15 protein-coding genes are annotated in these 16077 nt (G+C 64.7%); 9 read left to right on the top strand and 6 right to left on the bottom strand.

All coding sequences use genetic code 11. The features are described from left to right. Positions 1-108 precede the first annotated feature (108 nt). Positions 109-1674: a SulP family inorganic anion transporter gene (locus HU720_RS04650; protein ID WP_186517652.1), complete on the top strand. Its 1566-nt coding sequence runs from the start codon at positions 109-111 to the stop codon at positions 1672-1674. A 228-nt stretch (positions 1675-1902) separates the two neighbouring features. Here the strand turns inward: HU720_RS04650 and aroE are convergent, their stop codons facing one another. Continuing rightward, positions 1903-2727 carry a shikimate dehydrogenase gene (gene aroE, locus HU720_RS04645; RefSeq protein ID WP_186517651.1) on the bottom strand — a complete coding sequence of 275 codons (825 nt, stop codon included), beginning with the start codon at positions 2725-2727 and terminating at the stop codon, positions 1903-1905. A 25-nt stretch (positions 2728-2752) separates the two neighbouring features. After that, the gene (gene hemF, locus HU720_RS04640; protein ID WP_186517650.1) at positions 2753-3664 is read right to left on the bottom strand and encodes an oxygen-dependent coproporphyrinogen oxidase; all 912 of its coding nucleotides are present in this window, start codon (positions 3662-3664) and stop codon (positions 2753-2755) included. Positions 3665-3797: 133 nt separating this feature from the next. On the opposite strand from hemF, the gene HU720_RS04635 reads away from it, so the two are divergent. Beyond that, positions 3798-4775: an NADPH:quinone reductase gene (locus HU720_RS04635; RefSeq protein ID WP_186517649.1), complete on the top strand. Its 978-nt coding sequence runs from the start codon at positions 3798-3800 to the stop codon at positions 4773-4775. A 207-nt stretch (positions 4776-4982) separates the two neighbouring features. On the opposite strand, the gene HU720_RS04630 is transcribed toward HU720_RS04635, so the two are convergent. Together HU720_RS04630 and dprA are read right to left on the bottom strand one after the other, a co-directional pair. Continuing rightward, on the bottom strand, positions 4983-5540 hold the full coding sequence (locus tag HU720_RS04630) for a Sua5/YciO/YrdC/YwlC family protein (RefSeq protein ID WP_186517648.1): 558 nt from the start codon (positions 5538-5540) through the stop codon (positions 4983-4985). A 40-nt stretch (positions 5541-5580) separates the two neighbouring features. Next, complete coding sequence (gene dprA / locus HU720_RS04625; protein WP_186517647.1) at positions 5581-6678, bottom strand: DNA-processing protein DprA; 1098 nt, start codon at positions 6676-6678, stop codon at positions 5581-5583. Positions 6679-6885: 207 nt separating this feature from the next. On the opposite strand from dprA, the gene def reads away from it, so the two are divergent. The 5 genes from def to HU720_RS04600 are packed head-to-tail and all read left to right on the top strand — an operon-like array spanning position 6886 to position 11396. Next, positions 6886-7392 (top strand): peptide deformylase, encoded by a 507-nt coding sequence (gene def / locus HU720_RS04620; RefSeq protein ID WP_186517645.1) that lies wholly within the window; start codon positions 6886-6888, stop codon positions 7390-7392. A 60-nt stretch (positions 7393-7452) separates the two neighbouring features. Beyond that, positions 7453-8385, top strand: coding sequence for a methionyl-tRNA formyltransferase (gene fmt, locus HU720_RS04615; protein ID WP_186517643.1), 933 nt, complete (start codon positions 7453-7455; stop codon positions 8383-8385). Beyond that, positions 8382-9692, top strand: coding sequence for a 16S rRNA (cytosine(967)-C(5))-methyltransferase RsmB (gene rsmB / locus HU720_RS04610; protein WP_186517641.1), 1311 nt, complete (start codon positions 8382-8384; stop codon positions 9690-9692). Before fmt ends, rsmB begins: the two co-directional genes overlap by 4 nt. Before the next feature lie 10 nt (positions 9693-9702). Continuing rightward, positions 9703-11076: a Trk system potassium transporter TrkA gene (gene trkA / locus HU720_RS04605; protein WP_186517639.1), complete on the top strand. Its 1374-nt coding sequence runs from the start codon at positions 9703-9705 to the stop codon at positions 11074-11076. Positions 11077-11087: 11 nt separating this feature from the next. After that, the gene (locus tag HU720_RS04600; RefSeq protein WP_186517637.1) at positions 11088-11396 is read left to right on the top strand and encodes a tetratricopeptide repeat protein; all 309 of its coding nucleotides are present in this window, start codon (positions 11088-11090) and stop codon (positions 11394-11396) included. A gap of 117 nt (positions 11397-11513) precedes the next feature. Here the strand turns inward: HU720_RS04600 and HU720_RS04595 are convergent, their stop codons facing one another. Next, positions 11514-12401, bottom strand: coding sequence for a lysophospholipid acyltransferase (locus tag HU720_RS04595; protein ID WP_186517635.1), 888 nt, complete (start codon positions 12399-12401; stop codon positions 11514-11516). Between the two features lie 40 nt (positions 12402-12441). Next, complete coding sequence (locus HU720_RS04590; RefSeq protein ID WP_186517633.1) at positions 12442-12993, bottom strand: DNA-3-methyladenine glycosylase I; 552 nt, start codon at positions 12991-12993, stop codon at positions 12442-12444. Between the two features lie 83 nt (positions 12994-13076). On the opposite strand from HU720_RS04590, the gene glyQ reads away from it, so the two are divergent. Next, complete coding sequence (gene glyQ / locus HU720_RS04585; protein ID WP_043198565.1) at positions 13077-14024, top strand: glycine--tRNA ligase subunit alpha; 948 nt, start codon at positions 13077-13079, stop codon at positions 14022-14024. Beyond that, positions 14021-16075, top strand: a complete 2055-nt coding sequence (gene glyS, locus HU720_RS04580) for a glycine--tRNA ligase subunit beta (RefSeq protein WP_186517631.1) — start codon at positions 14021-14023, stop codon at positions 16073-16075. The genes glyQ and glyS overlap by 4 nt, the downstream gene beginning before the upstream one ends. Positions 16076-16077: the final 2 nt, after the last annotated feature.

The following is a 16077-nucleotide window of genomic DNA, read 5'->3' as shown; positions in this document are numbered from 1 at the left end:
GGCGCGAAGCGCCCCCGTCGATATCAACTAGTTGCACATATCCTGGGGCCGCTTCGCGCCCCATCGCGACACAAGGCCGCTCCTACACCCACCAGCACGAGAAAACCCATGCATCGCCTTTCCCACCTGCTGCCGTTCCTCACCTGGCTACCCCGCCAGTCAGGCCGCAGCCTGCGCCAGGACCTGCTGGTGGGCCTGAGCGGGGCGATCCTGGCGCTGCCGCAATCCATCGCCTATGCCTTGATTGCCGGCCTGCCCGTGGAATACGGCCTGTACGCAGCGATTGTCCCGGTGCTGATCGCCTGCTTGTGGGGCTCGTCCTGGCACCTGATCTGCGGCCCTACCGCTGCCATCTCCATCGTCCTGTATGCCAGCATCAGCCCGCTGGCGGTGGCGGGCAGTGAGGACTACGTCACCCTGGTGCTGCTGCTGACCTTCCTCGGCGGCGTGTTCCAGCTGCTGTTGGGCCTGCTGCGCTTCGGCGCGGTGGTCAATTTCGTGTCCCACTCGGTTGTATTGGGGTTCACCTTGGGCGCTGCCATCGTTATCGCCCTCGGCCAGTTGCCAAACCTGCTGGGGCTGGACCTGCCGAGCCAGGCTACCGCGCTGAAAGCATTGCAGGAACTGGCCGGGCACGTGGGTGACGTCGACCTGCCATCGCTGGCCCTGGGCCTGGCGACACTGCTGATCGGCGTTACGCTGAAACTCTGGCGCCCACGCTGGCCGAGCCTGTTGATAAGTCTATTGCTGGTCAGCCTGACGGCATGGCTTCTACCGGGTATCTTCGGCCATGTGCCGCGAGTACCGGCATTCGTCGGGCAACTGCCGCCGCTAAGCCCGCTGCCACTGACCGACCTTGAGCTGATCCTGCGGCTGCTACCCAGTGCGGTTGCGGTTGGCATGCTTGGGCTGGTCACCAGCCTGTCTATCGCCCGGTCGCTATCTGCACGCTCCGAGCAGATGATCGACGCCGACCAGGAAATCCGTGCGCAGGGCCTGTCGAACATCATCGGTGCGTTTTTCTCGGGCTACCTGTCGTCCGGCTCGTTCACCCGCTCCGGGCTCAGCTTCGAAGCCGGTGCCCGCTCGCCCATGGCGGGGGTGTTCTCGGCATTGTGGCTGGCGCTGTTCGCAGTCACCGGCGCCGGGTTGATCGCGCACCTGCCGGTCCCGGCCATGGCCGGGAGCATCCTGCTGATCTGCTGGGGGTTGGTTGACCACCGCGGCATGCGCGCGCTGTTCCGGGTCAGCCGTTCGGAGTTTCTGGTGATGGCGCTGACGGCGGCGGCAACGCTGCTGCTGGAGCTGCAAACGGCGATCTATGCCGGGGTGCTGGCGTCGCTGTTTTTCTACCTGAAACGCACCTCGCGGCCACGGGTGCAGCAGAGCCGTGAAGGCGAGGCCGATGTGTTGCGGGTAGGCGGGTCGATCTTCTTTGGCGCGGCGCATTACCTGCAGGTGCGCTTGCAGCGCTGCGAAGGCCCGCATGTGGTGATCGATGCGCGGCAGGTGAACTTCATCGACTATTCGGGTGTGGATATGTTGCACCGCGAGGCGCGGCGCCTGCTGCGCAGTGGCGGCAGCCTGACCCTGCAGCGGGCCAGGCCGCAGGTGGTGGAGGAGTTGCACAAGCTGGAAGGGCCGCAAAACTGCCCGATCCGTTTTGAGGAGTAACAAGGTGGGGATTCCATGGTTTCTGGCCAGTCTCTTTTGATTTGTGTAGGAGCGGCCTTGTGTCGCGAAAGGGCTGCGCAGCGGCCCCGGCGATTGCGCGTGAAGCCAAGAATCTGGGCCTGCTGCGCAGCCCTTTCGCGACACAAGGCCGCTCCTACAAACACCGCGCCCAATACGAGGCCTTGCTCACGTCCTGTGGGGCGCTGACGCCTGCCCTGCGATTGGGCCTCAGCCTCGCGCCAACTGCCGGCGCAGTTCATCCAGCACCGGCCCGGTATCAGGCCGCACCCCACGCCAGATGTAAAACGCCTCTGCCGCCTGCTCGGCGAGCATGCCCAGCCCATCCAGCACCTTGGCCGCGCCAAGCTTGCTGGCCCACAGGCAGAACGGCGTCGGCTCCTTGCCATACATCATGTCGTAACACACCGTGCGCCCAGGCTCGACCAGGCTGTCGGCAATCGGCGGCAGCTCGCCGGCAAGGCTTGCCGAGGTGGCGTTGATAATCACGTCCACCGGCTCCTGCAACCAGGCAAAACCGCTGGCAACCACCGGCCCCAGTTCATCGAACTCATGGGCCAGTTGCTCGGCCTTTTCTACCGTGCGGTTGGCGATGACCAGCGATTGCGGGTTGTGCGCCAGCATCGGCTCCAGCACGCCACGCACCGCACCGCCCGCGCCCAGGATCAGAATGCGCTTGCCCGCCAACACCACCCCGGCGTTCACCGTGAGGTCACGCACAAGCCCCGCACCATCGGTGTTATCGCCCTGCAAGGTGCCGTCGGCCAGTTTGCTCAAGGTATTCACCGCCCCGGCACGCCGCGCCCGTGGCGTGAGGCTGTCGCACAAGCGGTAGGCCTCTTCCTTGAATGGCACGGTGACGTTGGCGCCGCTGCCTTGCTTGAAGAAGCCCAGCGCGCAGTCACTGAAGTCGTCCAGCGGGGCCAGCAGCGTGGCGTATTCGAGCTGCTCGCCGGTCTGGTCGGCGAACAGGCGGTGAATCAGCGGCGACTTGCTGTGGCCGATGGGGTTACCGAAAACGACGTACTGGTCCATGGCGGTTCCTTGTTTATCCACAGGCTTACTGGGCGAGCCAGTCGCGGTCCTGCAGGAAGTAATCGGTCAGGCGCGCTTCTTCGCTGCCTGGCGCCGCCTTCCAATCGTAACCCCAGCGCACCTGCGGTGGCAGCGACATGAGGATCGACTCGGTGCGCCCGCCCGATTGCAGGCCAAACAGGGTGCCACGGTCGTAGACCAGGTTGAATTCGACGTAGCGGCCACGGCGGTATTCCTGGAATTCACGCTGCTCGGCGGTGTACGGCGTGGCCTTGCGGCGCTGGATGATCGGCAGGTAAGCATCGACGTAGGCATCACCGATGGCGCGGATGAACGCGAAGCAGGTGTCAAAGTCCCACTCGTTCAGGTCGTCGAAGAACAGCCCGCCAATACCGCGTGGCTCGCCACGGTGCTTGAGGTGGAAATAGCGGTCGCACCAGGCTTTGTAGCGCGGGTACACATCGGCGCCAAACGGCGCGCAGGCCTGCTCGGCAACGCGGTGCCAGTGGATGCAGTCTTCCTCGACGCCGTAGTACGGGGTCAGGTCGAAGCCGCCGCCGAACCACCACACGGCCTCTTCACCTTCTTTTTCGGCGATGAAAAACCGCACATTGGCGTGGGAAGTCGGAACATGCGGGTTGTGCGGGTGAATCACCAGCGATACGCCCAGCGCCTCGAAGCCACGCCCAGCCAGCTCCGGGCGGTGGGCGCTGGCCGACGGCGGCAGGCCGCTGCCGAACACATGGCTGAAGTTCACGCCGCCTTTCTCGATCACATTGCCGTCGCCGATCACCCGCGTGCGCCCCCCGCCACCGGCTTCGCGCACCCAGGCGTCCTCGACGAAGCGGGCGCCGCCGTCTTCGGTCTCGAGGGCAGTGCAGATGCGGTCTTGCAGGTCGAGCAGGTAGGCTTTCACGGCCTCGGTGCGGCTGGTCATCGGGTCACCTGGAGCGGGTGGGGAAAATTTGCCGCGTAGCATACCACCGGCCAACCCCGCGCCGCAGTTGACGGCGATCAAGCAAAGGCGTCCGATAGAAGGCCTTTAACGAGCCCGACGACAGGAGTGTGAAATGGCCAAGCGTATCCAGTTCAGCCAGCATGGTGGCCCGGAAGTCCTGCAACTGGTGGAGTTCGACCCGGCTCCGCCCGGCCCGCAGCAGGTGCGCGTGCGCAACCATGCCATCGGCCTGAACTTCATCGACACCTATTTCCGCAGCGGGCTGTACGCACCGCCTGCGCTGCCGTCTGGCCTGGGCACCGAAGCCGCGGGCGTTGTAGAAGCAGTGGGCGAGGGCGTCAGCCGGCTCAAGGTGGGCGACCGCGTGGCCCATGCCGTTGGGCCGCTGGGCGCCTACAGCGAGGTGCATACGTTGCCAGAGGCCAACCTGGTCAAGCTGCCCGACAGCATCAGCTTCGAACAGGCAGCTGCGGTGATGCTCAAGGGCCTGACCACGCAGTACCTGCTCAAGCAGACCTACGCCGTGCAGCCGGGCGACATCATCCTGTTCCACGCAGCAGCCGGGGGCGTGGGCTCGCTGGCGTGCCAATGGGCCAAGGCGCTGGGCGCCAAGTTGATCGGCACCGTCAGTTCAGCCGAGAAAGCCGAACGGGCCAAGGCCCTCGGCGCCTGGGCAACCATCGACTACAGCCACGAAGACGTCGCCCAGCGCGTGCTGGAACTGACCGACGGGAAAAAATGCCCGGTGGTGTATGACGGCGTCGGTGCCGACACCTGGCTGACTTCGCTGGACTGCTTGCAGCCGCGCGGCTTGATGGTGAGTTTCGGCAATGCCTCGGGGGCGGTGAGCGGGGTGAACCTGGGCATTCTTTCGCAGAAAGGCTCGCTGTACGTGACCCGCCCGACCCTTGCCAGTTACGCCAACAATGCCGAGAACACCCAGGCCATGGCCGACGACCTGTTCGCGATGATCGCCAGCGGCAAGCTGGTTGTGGATATCCAGCAGCGCTATCCGCTGAGTGAAGCGGCCAAGGCCCAGGCTGAGCTGTCGGCACGACGGACGGTGGGGTCGACTGTGTTGTTGCCTTGAAGTCCGCATGTCGGTTATGTGCCCCCTGCACCGGCCTCATCGCAGGCTGGCGCCAGGCATATCTCCTTGTGGCGAGTTCCCTTGTGGCGAGCGGGCTTGTCCCGCGTTGGGCTGCGCAGCAGCCCTGAAAACTCAAGGGTAATCCTCAGGGCTGCTGTGCAGCCCAACGCGGGACAAGCCCGCTCGCCACGAACCGCCGCTATGGCCTCACCCCGCCCGGACGACCTGGCCGGTAGCCAGGTCGCGAATCACACTCGGGTTCTTGCGCCCACCCAAGGCGCCGCCGAGCACCATGTCCAGCTGGCGATGGAAATACTGCTCCACCCGCAACCGGGTTTTCGCCGCCGGGCGCCCAGCAGGGTTGCAGGAGGTCGAAATCAGCGGCCCCACCAGCGAACACAGTTCACGCACCTGCGGGTGGTCACTGACCCGCAGCGCCACGGTGTCGTGCTGGCCGGTCACCCACTCGGGCAACAGGTCCTGATGCGGCACCAGCCAAGTGTTCGGCCCAGGCCAGGTGCTGCCCATGCGGTCGATCCAGTCTTCAGGGAAGTCTTCGAAGAGGAAATCGAACTGGCGAATGTTGTCGGCGACCAGAATCAGGCCTTTATCCACAGGCCGCGACTTGAGCGCCAGCAGGCGATACACCGCGTCTTCGTTCCATGGGTCGCAGCCCAGGCCCCAGACCGCTTCGGTTGGATAGGCGATCACCGCGCCGGCCTTGATCTCTCGTGCGGCTTGCTGCACACGCCAACTGCTCACCATTTTGTCTCTCTCCGCCTATAAGCCTTGGTGCGCAGTGTACTTAGCCCGACCGGGCAAACCAACGGCCACCTTCACTGCTGACCCTGCCTTCAAGCTCCAGTTCGGTGAGGCTGGCCAGCACCCGCGCCAGCGCCTGGCCACTGCTATGGGCCAGGCCCTCGCTGGTCTGCGGGGCGGCGTGCAGCAGTGCCAGCAGCGGGTGCGCGGGTTTGTCCACAGCCGCGGGGGGCAGGTTCTGCCAGCCGCGCAGGGTTTGCAGAATCTGCTCGACGCTTTCTACCAGCAACGCGCCGTCACGAATCAACTGGTGGCAGCCTTTGGCGCCCGGGTGATGGATAGAGCCCGGTATGGCATACACCTCACGCCCCTGTTCGGCGGCCAGCCGTGCGGTGATCAGCGAACCGCTGGCCAAACTTGCCTCAACCACCAGCACCCCCAGCGACATGCCGCTGATGATGCGATTGCGGCGGGGGAAGTTGCCGGGTAGCGGGCCTGCGTCCAAGGGGTACTCCGAAACCAGCGCGCTGCCGCTGTCGAGCATGGCCCTGGCGAGGTCGCGGTGGCGCTGTGGATAAAGTTTTTGCAGGCCCGTGCCGAGCACCCCGATTGTGCGCCCGCCAGCCTTCAATGCTGCCCGGTGTGCAGCACCGTCGATGCCCAGGGCAAGGCCACTGGTGATGGTAAAACCGGCCAGCGAGAGGCAGCGCGAAAAGGCCCCGGCGGTGTCCAGCGCAGGGGGCGACGCACGCCTGCTACCCACCACGGCCAACTGCGGTTGTTCGAGTAATGTGGGGTCACCAGCGACGAACAACAGCGGCGGCGGGTCGTCGATTTCGGCCAGTAATGCCGGGTAGCCCGGCCCGTCCCACATCAGTAAATGCTGGCCCGGACGCTCTAGCCAGGCCATTGCAGCCAGTGCGCCGTCGCGTACCTGCGGGCTGCGCCGGGCATCGATGCTGGCGGCCGGAAGGCCTAGCGAACGCCACGCGCTGGCCGGCGCGCTGAGCGCAGAAGAGGCATTGCCGAACGCTTCGATGAGCGTATGAAAGCGCCGCAAACCGATATCGGGCAGGCTGTGCAGACGCAGCCGCGCCTCAAGTTCCGAAGGCGGGCACGGCGAAGAATCGAACAGCGGCATAGGGATCATCCTTGATCGATAGGCGGCCATCGACATGGCACAACCTGTGGATAACTGTGTTGATAACGCTTTGAAAACCTGTCCATCAAATGCGCTATAAGCACACCATTCACACCCTAGCCGAGCTTTCGCAGGTGCCTTGCCAACCTTTTCCCTTTATTATGTGTGCTCAGTTTTCAACCGACCGCACAGTGACTGCCTGACCCTATGGCTATTTTGAACATTCTCGAATTCCCGGACCCGCGCCTGCGCACCCTTGCCAAACCGGTAACGGTTTTTGACGACGCCCTGCGCCAGCTGATCGACGACATGTTCGAGACCATGTACGAAGCGCCTGGCATCGGCCTGGCCGCGACCCAGGTCAACGTGCACCTGCAGGTAGTGGTCATGGACCTCAGCGAAGATCGCAGCGAGCCGCGGGTGTTCATCAACCCCAGCGTCGAAGAGCTGACCGACGACATGGGCCAGTACCAGGAAGGTTGCCTGTCGGTGCCCGGCTTCTACGAGAACGTCGACCGCCCACTGCGCGTTCGGGTCAAGGCCCAGGACCGCGACGGCAAGCCTTTCGAGCTCGAAGCCGAAGGCCTGTTGGCGGTGTGCGTGCAGCACGAGTTCGATCACCTGAACGGCAAGCTGTTCGTCGACTACCTGTCCCAACTCAAACGCGACCGGATCAAGAAGAAGCTGGAAAAGCAGCACCGCCAGCAAGCCTGACCCCCACCGCCCTGAAGGCTTGCTCCGGCAAGCCTTTTTCTTTTTTGCAGCGAGAACTCCATGCGCATCGTCTTTGCAGGCACCCCAGAGTTTGCCGCCGAACACCTCAAGGCCTTGCTCGACAGCCCCTACCAGATCGTGGCCGTCTACACCCAGCCCGACCGCCCAGCCGGGCGTGGCCAGAAGCTCATGCCGAGTGCGGTCAAGGCACTGGCCGTGGCCCACGGCATCCCGGTGCTGCAGCCGCCAACCCTGCGCAATGCCGAGGCCCAGGCCGAACTCGCGGCACTGCAGCCGGACCTGATGGTAGTGGTCGCCTATGGTTTGATCCTGCCGCAGGCGGTGCTGGATATCCCGCGCCTGGGCTGCATCAATAGCCACGCCTCGCTGCTGCCACGCTGGCGCGGTGCTGCGCCGATCCAGCGCGCCGTCGAAGCCGGCGATGCCGAGAGCGGCGTTACCGTGATGCGCATGGAAGCCGGCCTGGACACAGGCCCCATGCTGCTCAAGGTGGTCACCCCAATCACCAGCGATGACACCGGTGGCAGCTTGCATGACCGCCTCGCGCAAATGGGCCCGCCAGCGGTGGTGCAAGCCATCGCGGGCCTGGCCGACGGCAGCCTGCACGGCGAAGTGCAGGACGACGCCCTGGCCACTTATGCACACAAGCTGAACAAGGACGAGGCGCGCATCGACTGGAGCCGCCCGGCCATCGAGCTTGAGCGCCTGATCCGCGCCTTCAACCCGTGGCCGGTGTGCCACAGCACATTGGATGGCGAGAGCGTCAAAGTGCTGGCCGCAAGCCTGGCCAGCGGCCACGGCGCACCGGGCGAAATCCTCAGCGCCAGCAAAGACGGCCTGGTGGTGGCCTGTGGTGACCAGGCGCTCAGCCTGACCCGCCTGCAATTGCCCGGCGGCAAGGCGCTGAACTTCAGTGACCTGTTCAACAGCCGCCGCGAGAAGTTCGCCAGCGGCAAGGTACTTGGCCAATGAACCCGCGCCTCGCCGCCGCCCGCGCCCTGGCAGCTGTCCTCAGCGGCAAGGCCTCGCTGAACAGCTCGCTGCCGGCGCAGTTGGACAAAGTCGATGAACGCGACCGGGGCCTGACCCAGGACCTGGCCTTCGGCACCGCCCGCTGGCAGCCGCGCCTGGACCTGTTGGCCGCGCAACTGCTGCAAAAGCCTTTCAAAGCCGCCGACGCGGATGTGCAGGCGTTGCTGCTGGTGGGTTTGTACCAGCTGTTCTACACCCGTATTCCGGCCCACGCCGCCATCGGCGAAACCGTGGGCTGCGCCGACAAGCTGAAAAAGCCGTGGGCCAAGGCGTTGCTCAATGCCGTGCTGCGCCGCGCCCAACGCGAAGGCCAGGAGCTGCTGGCCAGCATGGAGCGCGACCCGGTGGTGCGCACCGCTCACCCGCGCTGGTTGCAAAAGTCGCTCAAGGCGTTCTGGCCTGAGCAGTGGGAAGCCATCTGCGCCGCCAACAACGCGCACCCGCCGATGATCCTGCGGGTCAACCGCCGCCACCACAGCCGCGATGCGTACCTGGCGCTGCTGGCCGAAGCCGGCATCGGCGCCAGCGCCTGCCAGTACAGCCGTGACGGCATCGTGCTGGCCGAAGCCTGCGACGTTCGCGGCCTGCCGGGCTTTGCCGAAGGTTGGGTGAGCGTGCAGGACGAAGCCGCGCAGCTGTCTGCCGACCTGCTCGAACTGGCCCCCGGCCAGCGCGTGCTCGACGCCTGCTGTGCACCCGGCGGCAAGACCTGCCACCTGCTTGAAGCCGAAGCGGGCCTGGCGCAGATGGTCGCCATCGACCTCGAAGCCAAGCGCCTGACCCGCGTGCGCGAAAACCTCGAACGCCTGCAACTGGACGCCGAGCTGATCGCCTGCGACGCCCGCGACACCGCCAGTTGGTGGGACGGCAAACCCTTCCAGCGCATTCTGCTGGACGCCCCGTGCTCGGCCACCGGCGTCATCCGCCGCCACCCCGACATCAAGCTGACCCGCCAGGCCGAAGACATCCCGGCCCTGGCCGCGCTGCAAGGCGAGCTGCTCGATGCGTTGTGGCCGACGCTTGAAGTAGGCGGCATGCTGCTGTACGCCACCTGCTCGAGCCTGCCCACCGAGAACACCGAGGTGATCGCCGCCTTCCTCGCCCGCACCCCCGGTGCCCGCGAGCTGGACCTGGCCACCGAAGCCGGCCTGCGCCAGCCCCACGGCCGGCAGTTGCTGGCCCAGGAAGGCGGCCACGACGGTTTCTACTATGCCAAGCTGATCAAGATCGCCGCCTCGCGCGGGTAGGGAGTAGCCGATGAAGATCATCATCCTCGGCGCAGGGCAGGTGGGCGGCACGCTGGCCGAACACCTGGCCAGCGAAGCCAACGACATTACCGTGGTCGATACCGATGGCGACCGCCTGCGCGACCTGGGCGACCGCCTCGACATCCGCACCGTGCAGGGCCGTGGCTCGCTGCCGACGGTGCTGCGCCAGGCTGGCGCCGACGACGCCGACATGCTGGTGGCGGTGACCAACAGCGATGAAACCAACATGGTTGCCTGCCAGGTGGCGTATTCGCTGTTCCACACCCCGACCAAGATCGCCCGCGTGCGCGAAACGGCCTACCTCACCCGCGAGGAACTGTTCGACAACGACCACATCCCGGTCGATGTGCTGATCAGCCCGGAACAGGTGGTGACCAACTACATCAAGCGCCTGATCGAGCATCCAGGCGCGCTGCAGGTCATCGACTTCGCCGAGGGCAAGGCGCAACTAGTGGCGGTCAAGGCGTACTACGGCGGCCCGCTGGTGGGCCAGCAACTGCGCCAGATCCGCGCCCACATGCCCAACGTCGACACCCGCGTGGCGGCGATCTTCCGCCGCGACCGGCCGATCAAGCCGCAAGGCGACACGGTGATCGAGGCCGATGACGAGGTGTTCTTCATTGCTGCCAAGAAAGACATCCGTGCGGTCATGGGCGAGCTGCGGCGCATCGACGAAACCAACAAGCGGGTGGTGATCGCCGGTGGCGGGCAGATTGGCGAGCGCCTGGCCGAAGCCATCGAAAGCCGCTACCAGGTGAAGATCATCGAGATGAACCCGGCCCGTTGCCGGCAGCTGTCCGACACCCTGGAAAGCACCGTGGTATTGCAGGGCAGCGCTTCGGACAAGGACCTGATGCTCGAAGAGAACATCGCCGATGCCGATATCTTCCTGGCCCTGACCAACGATGATGAAGCCAACATCATGTCGTCGTTGCTGGCCAAGCGCCTGGGCGCGCGCAAGGTGATGACCATCATCAACAACCCGGCCTACGTCGACCTGGTGCAGGGGGGCGAAATCGACATCGCCATCAGCCCGCAGCTGGCTACCATCGGTACGCTGCTGGCGCACGTGCGCCGTGGCGATATCGTCAGCGTGCACTCCCTGCGCAGGGGCGCCGCCGAGGCCATCGAGGCGGTTGCCCATGGTGATTCGAAGTCGAGCAAGGTGATCGGCAAGGCCATCGAGAACATCGACCTGCCGCCGGGCACCACCATCGGCGCGATCATCCGCGAAGACCAGGTGATGATCGCCCACGACGCCACGGTGATCGAATCGGGTGACCATGTGATTCTGTTCGTTGTGGATAAAAAGCATATTCGCGATGTGGAGAAGCTGTTCCACGTCGGCTTGAGTTTCTTCTAGGAGAAGACCGCATGCGCGAGTCGCTGGAAAAGATGCTGGCCAAGGGTGTGGATAACCCACTGCTGCGCTTCGGCCTGGGCAAGGCCTGGCTGGACGAGGGGGATGGCGCCCAGGCGGCGCTGCATCTGGCGCAGTGCGTCGCACAAGACCCCAAGTACTCGGCCGCCTGGAAGCTGCTGGGCAAGGCGCATCAGTTGCAGGGCGACCTGGCGGCGGCGCGCAAGGCCTGGCAGGAAGGGGTTGCAGCGGCGCAGGCCCATGGCGACAAGCAGGCCGAGAAAGAGATGACGGTGTTCTTGAAGAAGCTCGACAAGGTTTGAGATTGCCGGGGCTGCCTTGCAGCCCTTTCGCGGCACAAGGCCGCTCCTACAGATGACCGCGCCCCCCTGTAGGAGCGGCCTTGTGCCGCGAAAGGGGCGCACAGCGCCCCCACACTCTCAGTACCAGCGCGCCTCGCCCGCCGGGCGCTTCTTGAAGCGCTTCATGCTCCACATGTACTGGCTCGGATACTCGCGCACATAACGCTCGACCACCTTGCTCATCGCCGCCGCCGATTCGGTGACGTCAAGGCTGTACATCGCCTCGGGCGCAGCCTCCAGAATGACCCGGAACCCCGACCCATCCGGCAGGCGCAGGGCATGCAGGAACACCCCCACCGCCTTGCCACCGGCCAGCATGTTCGGCACGAACTTGCTGGTCAGCGCCTGGGTGCCGAGAAACGGCACGAACACACCCGCCGACTCCGCAGGCTCCGGGTCAGCCGGAATACCTACCTGGCCACCACGGCGCACTTCCTTGATGATGCTGAGGATGCCTTCCTTGGTCGACGGCGCCACACGGTTGCCCATCTGCACCCGCTGCTCGCGCAGCAGGTCATCCACCGCCTTGAGCTTGGGCGGGCGGAAGAAGATGATCGGTTTGCACTGGCTGCAATAGAAGTGGTTGAGCACCTCCCAGTTGCCCAGGTGGCTGGTAATGCCGACCACGCCCTTGCCCGAGGCCAGCGCCTGCTCCAGCACTTCCAGGCCGTGCACCTCCTTGACCAGCTCCAGCGAGCGCTGCGGCGGCCAGATCCAGGCACAAGCGCTTTCGACGAACGACTTGCCGATGTCACGCAGCGCCTTGCCAACCAGGCGCTCACGCTCGGCCGGGTTCATTTCGGGGAAGCACTTGGCCAGGTTGATACGCACCACGTTGCGCGAACCGTTGGGGATTTTCCACATCAGCCAGCCGATACCGGCGCCGACGCGCTGCACCGCGCCCCAGGGCAGCTTGGCAAACAGACGCAGCACCCCGACCATCAGGGCGCCCTTGAACTTTTCCACAGGCAATTCCTTATTTCAGCAAGGCGCGCATTGTACCGCGTCAACGCGCCAGCGCGGCGTAGCGATCACAGTCGGTGGTGTGGTCCATGACCATCCCGGTCGCCTGCATGAAGGCGTAGCAGATGGTCGGCCCAACGAAGGTGAAGCCGGCTTTCTGCAAGGCCTTGCTCATCGCCTTGGCCTCGTCGGTGACCGCCGGCACGTCGCTGCGGCCAGTGAAGTGGTTGACCTTGGGCACGCCGCCCACGAACGACCACAGCCATTCGGACGGGTTATCCACAGCCAGCCACGCCTGCGCATTGCGCCGCACGGCCTTGAGTTTCAGGCGGTTACGGATGATGCCGGCGTCGAGCATCAATGCTTCGATGCGTTCATCACTGAGCTGCGCCAACTTGGCCGGGTCGAAGCCGTCCAGCACCTGGCGATAACGCTCGCGCTTGCGCAGGACGGTGATCCACGAAAGGCCCGCCTGGAACCCTTCGAGCAAAAGCATCTCGAAGAGCAACGCCGGGTCACGCTGCGGCGTTCCCCACTCCTGATCGTGGTAGGCCTGGTACAACGGGTCGTCGGAACACCAAAAGCAGCGTGGCATAAGGCTCCAATGAGTAGAGGGCGAAGCGAATCGGGTTATACTCCCGCTCTTTACATCCGCATCCCCAGATACAGGTGAATTTCGTGAGCCAGCCTACGCCAGCCGTGCGTACCTTCCAAGACCTGATCCTCGCCCTGCAGAACTACTGGGCAGCTCAAGGTTGTGTGGTGCTTCAGCCCTACGATATGGAAGTAGGCGCCGGCACTTTCCATACCGCGACATTCCTGCGCGCCGTCGGCCCAGAAACCTGGAACGCCGCCTATGTGCAGCCAAGCCGTCGCCCCGCCGACGGGCGGTATGGCGAAAACCCTAACCGCCTGCAGCACTACTACCAGTTCCAGGTAGTGCTCAAACCGAACCCGGCCAACTTCCAGGAGCTGTACCTCGGCTCGCTGAAAGCCATCGGCCTGGATCCGCTGGTTCACGATATCCGCTTCGTCGAAGACAACTGGGAATCGCCGACCCTCGGCGCCTGGGGTCTGGGCTGGGAAATCTGGCTCAACGGCATGGAGGTGACGCAGTTCACCTACTTCCAGCAAGTGGGCGGCATCGAGTGCTACCCGGTTACCGGTGAAATTACCTATGGCCTGGAACGCCTGGCCATGTACATCCAGGGTGTCGATTCGGTGTACGACCTGGTGTGGGCCGACGGCCCGTTCGGCAAGGTCACCTATGGCGATGTGTTCCACCAGAACGAAGTGGAGCAGTCGACCTACAACTTCGAGCACGCCAACGTCGAGAAGCTGTTCGAACTGTTCGACTTCTATGAAAGCGAAGCCAACCGCCTGATCAAGCTCGACCTGCCGCTGCCGACCTACGAAATGGTGCTGAAGGCGTCGCACACCTTCAACCTGCTCGATGCCCGCCGCGCCATCTCGGTGACCGAGCGCCAGCGCTACATCCTGCGCGTACGCACCCTGGCCCGTGACGTGGCGCAAAGCTATCTGCAAGCCCGCGCACGCATGGGCTTCCCGATGGCCACCCCTGAACTGCGTGACGAAGTGTTGGCTAAGCTGGAGGCTGCACAATGAGTGCTCAAGATTTCCTGGTTGAACTGGGCACCGAAGAGCTGCCACCCAAGGCCCTGGCAACCCTCGGCGATGCGTTCCTCGCCGGCATCGAAAAAGGCCTGCAGGCCGCTGGCCTGAACTACGCCGGCAAGCAGGTCTACGCCGCTCCACGCCGCCTGGCTGTGCTGATCCGCCAGCTCGACGTGCAGCAGCCGGACCGCAGCATCAATATCGACGGCCCGCCCCTGCAAGCGGCGTTCAACGCCGAAGGGCAGCCAACCCAGGCCGCCCTTGGCTTTGCCAAAAAGTGCGGGGTAGAGCTGGCCGATATCGACCAGAGCGGCCCGAAACTGCGTTTCTCGCAGCACATTCCAGGCAAGGCCACCAGCAGCCTGCTGCCGACCATCGTCGAAGATTCGCTCAACGACCTGCCGATCCCCAAGCGCATGCGCTGGGCCGCCAGCCGTGAAGAGTTCGTGCGCCCAACCCAGTGGCTGGTGATGCTGCTTGGCGACCACGTCGTCGATTGCACCATCCTGTCGCAGAAAGCCGGCCGTGAATCCCGTGGCCACCGCTTCCACCACCCGGACAACGTGCGCATCAGCGCGCCGGCCAACTATGTCGAAGACCTGCGCAAAGCCTACGTGCTGGCCGACTTCGCCGAGCGTCGCGAGCTGATCAGCAAGCGTACCGCAGAGCTGGCCATGCAGCAGGAAGGCAGCGCCATCGTGCCGCCGGCACTGCTGGACGAAGTCACCGCGCTGGTCGAGTGGCCGGTGCCGCTGGTGTGCTCCTTCGAGGAGCGTTTCCTCGAGGTGCCGCAAGAAGCCCTGATTACCACCATGCAGGACAACCAGAAGTACTTCTGCCTGCTGGACAGCGAAGGCAAGCTGCTGCCGCGCTTCATTACCGTGGCCAACGTCGAAAGCCGTGACCCACAGCAGATCGTGCAAGGTAACGAAAAAGTCGTGCGCCCACGCCTGACCGACGCCGAGTTCTTCTTCAAGCAGGACAAGAAGCAGCCTCTGGCAACCTTCAACGAGCGCCTGAAGAACGTGGTGTTCCAGGCCCAGCTGGGTACGGTCTACGAGAAAGCCGAGCGTATCTCGCGCCTGGCCGCCTTCATTGCCCCGTACATCGGTGGCAACGCCACCAACGCCGGGCGTGCAGGCCTGCTGTCCAAGTGCGACCTGGCCACCGAAATGGTCGGCGAGTTCCCAGAAATGCAGGGCGTGGCCGGCTACTACTACGCCCTCAACGATGGCGAGCAGGAAGACGTCGCGCTGGCGCTGAACGAGCAGTACATGCCGCGTGGTGCTGGCGCCGAGCTGCCGCAGACCCTCACCGGTGCTGCCGTAGCCATTGCCGACAAGCTCGACACCCTGGTCGGCATCTTCGGCATCGGCATGCTGCCTACCGGCAGCAAAGACCCATACGCCCTGCGCCGTGCAGCCCTCGGTGTCCTGCGCATCCTCATCGACAAGCAGCTCGACCTCGACCTGGCCGTGGCCGTTGAGTTCGCGGTCAAGCAGTTTGGCGCCAAGGTCAAGGCTGCCGGCCTTGCCGAGCAGGTGCTGGAGTTCATCTTCGACCGCCTGCGTGCGCGTTACGAAGACGAAGGTATCGATGTTGCCACCTACCTGTCGGTACGTGCCCTGAAGCCGGGCTCTGCCCTGGACTTCGACCAGCGCGTGCAAGCGGTGCAGGCGTTCCGCAAGCTGCCAGAAGCCGACACCCTGGCCGCTGCGAACAAGCGTGTATCGAACCTGCTGAGCAAGGCCGAAGGCGCTATCGCCGAGCAGGTCGAGCCGAAGTACTTCGATAACGCCAACGAGTTCTCGCTGTACTCGGCCATCCAGCAAGCCGACCACGCCGTGCAGCCAATGGCTGCTGCGCGCCAGTACAACGAGGCGCTGACCCGCCTGGCGGCCCTGCGTGACCCGGTCGATGCCTTCTTCGAGGCGGTACTGGTGAACGCCGAAGATGCCAAGGTACGCGCCAACCGTTATGCCCTGCTCAGCCGCCTGCGCGGTCTGTTCCTGGGCGTTGCCGACATTTCGCTGCTGGGGTAAGC

Source organism: Pseudomonas sp. SWRI51, from assembly GCF_014268825.1.
GTDB lineage: Bacteria > Pseudomonadota > Gammaproteobacteria > Pseudomonadales > Pseudomonadaceae > Aquipseudomonas > Aquipseudomonas farsensis.
This window is presented reverse-complemented; position numbering and strand designations above follow the sequence as displayed.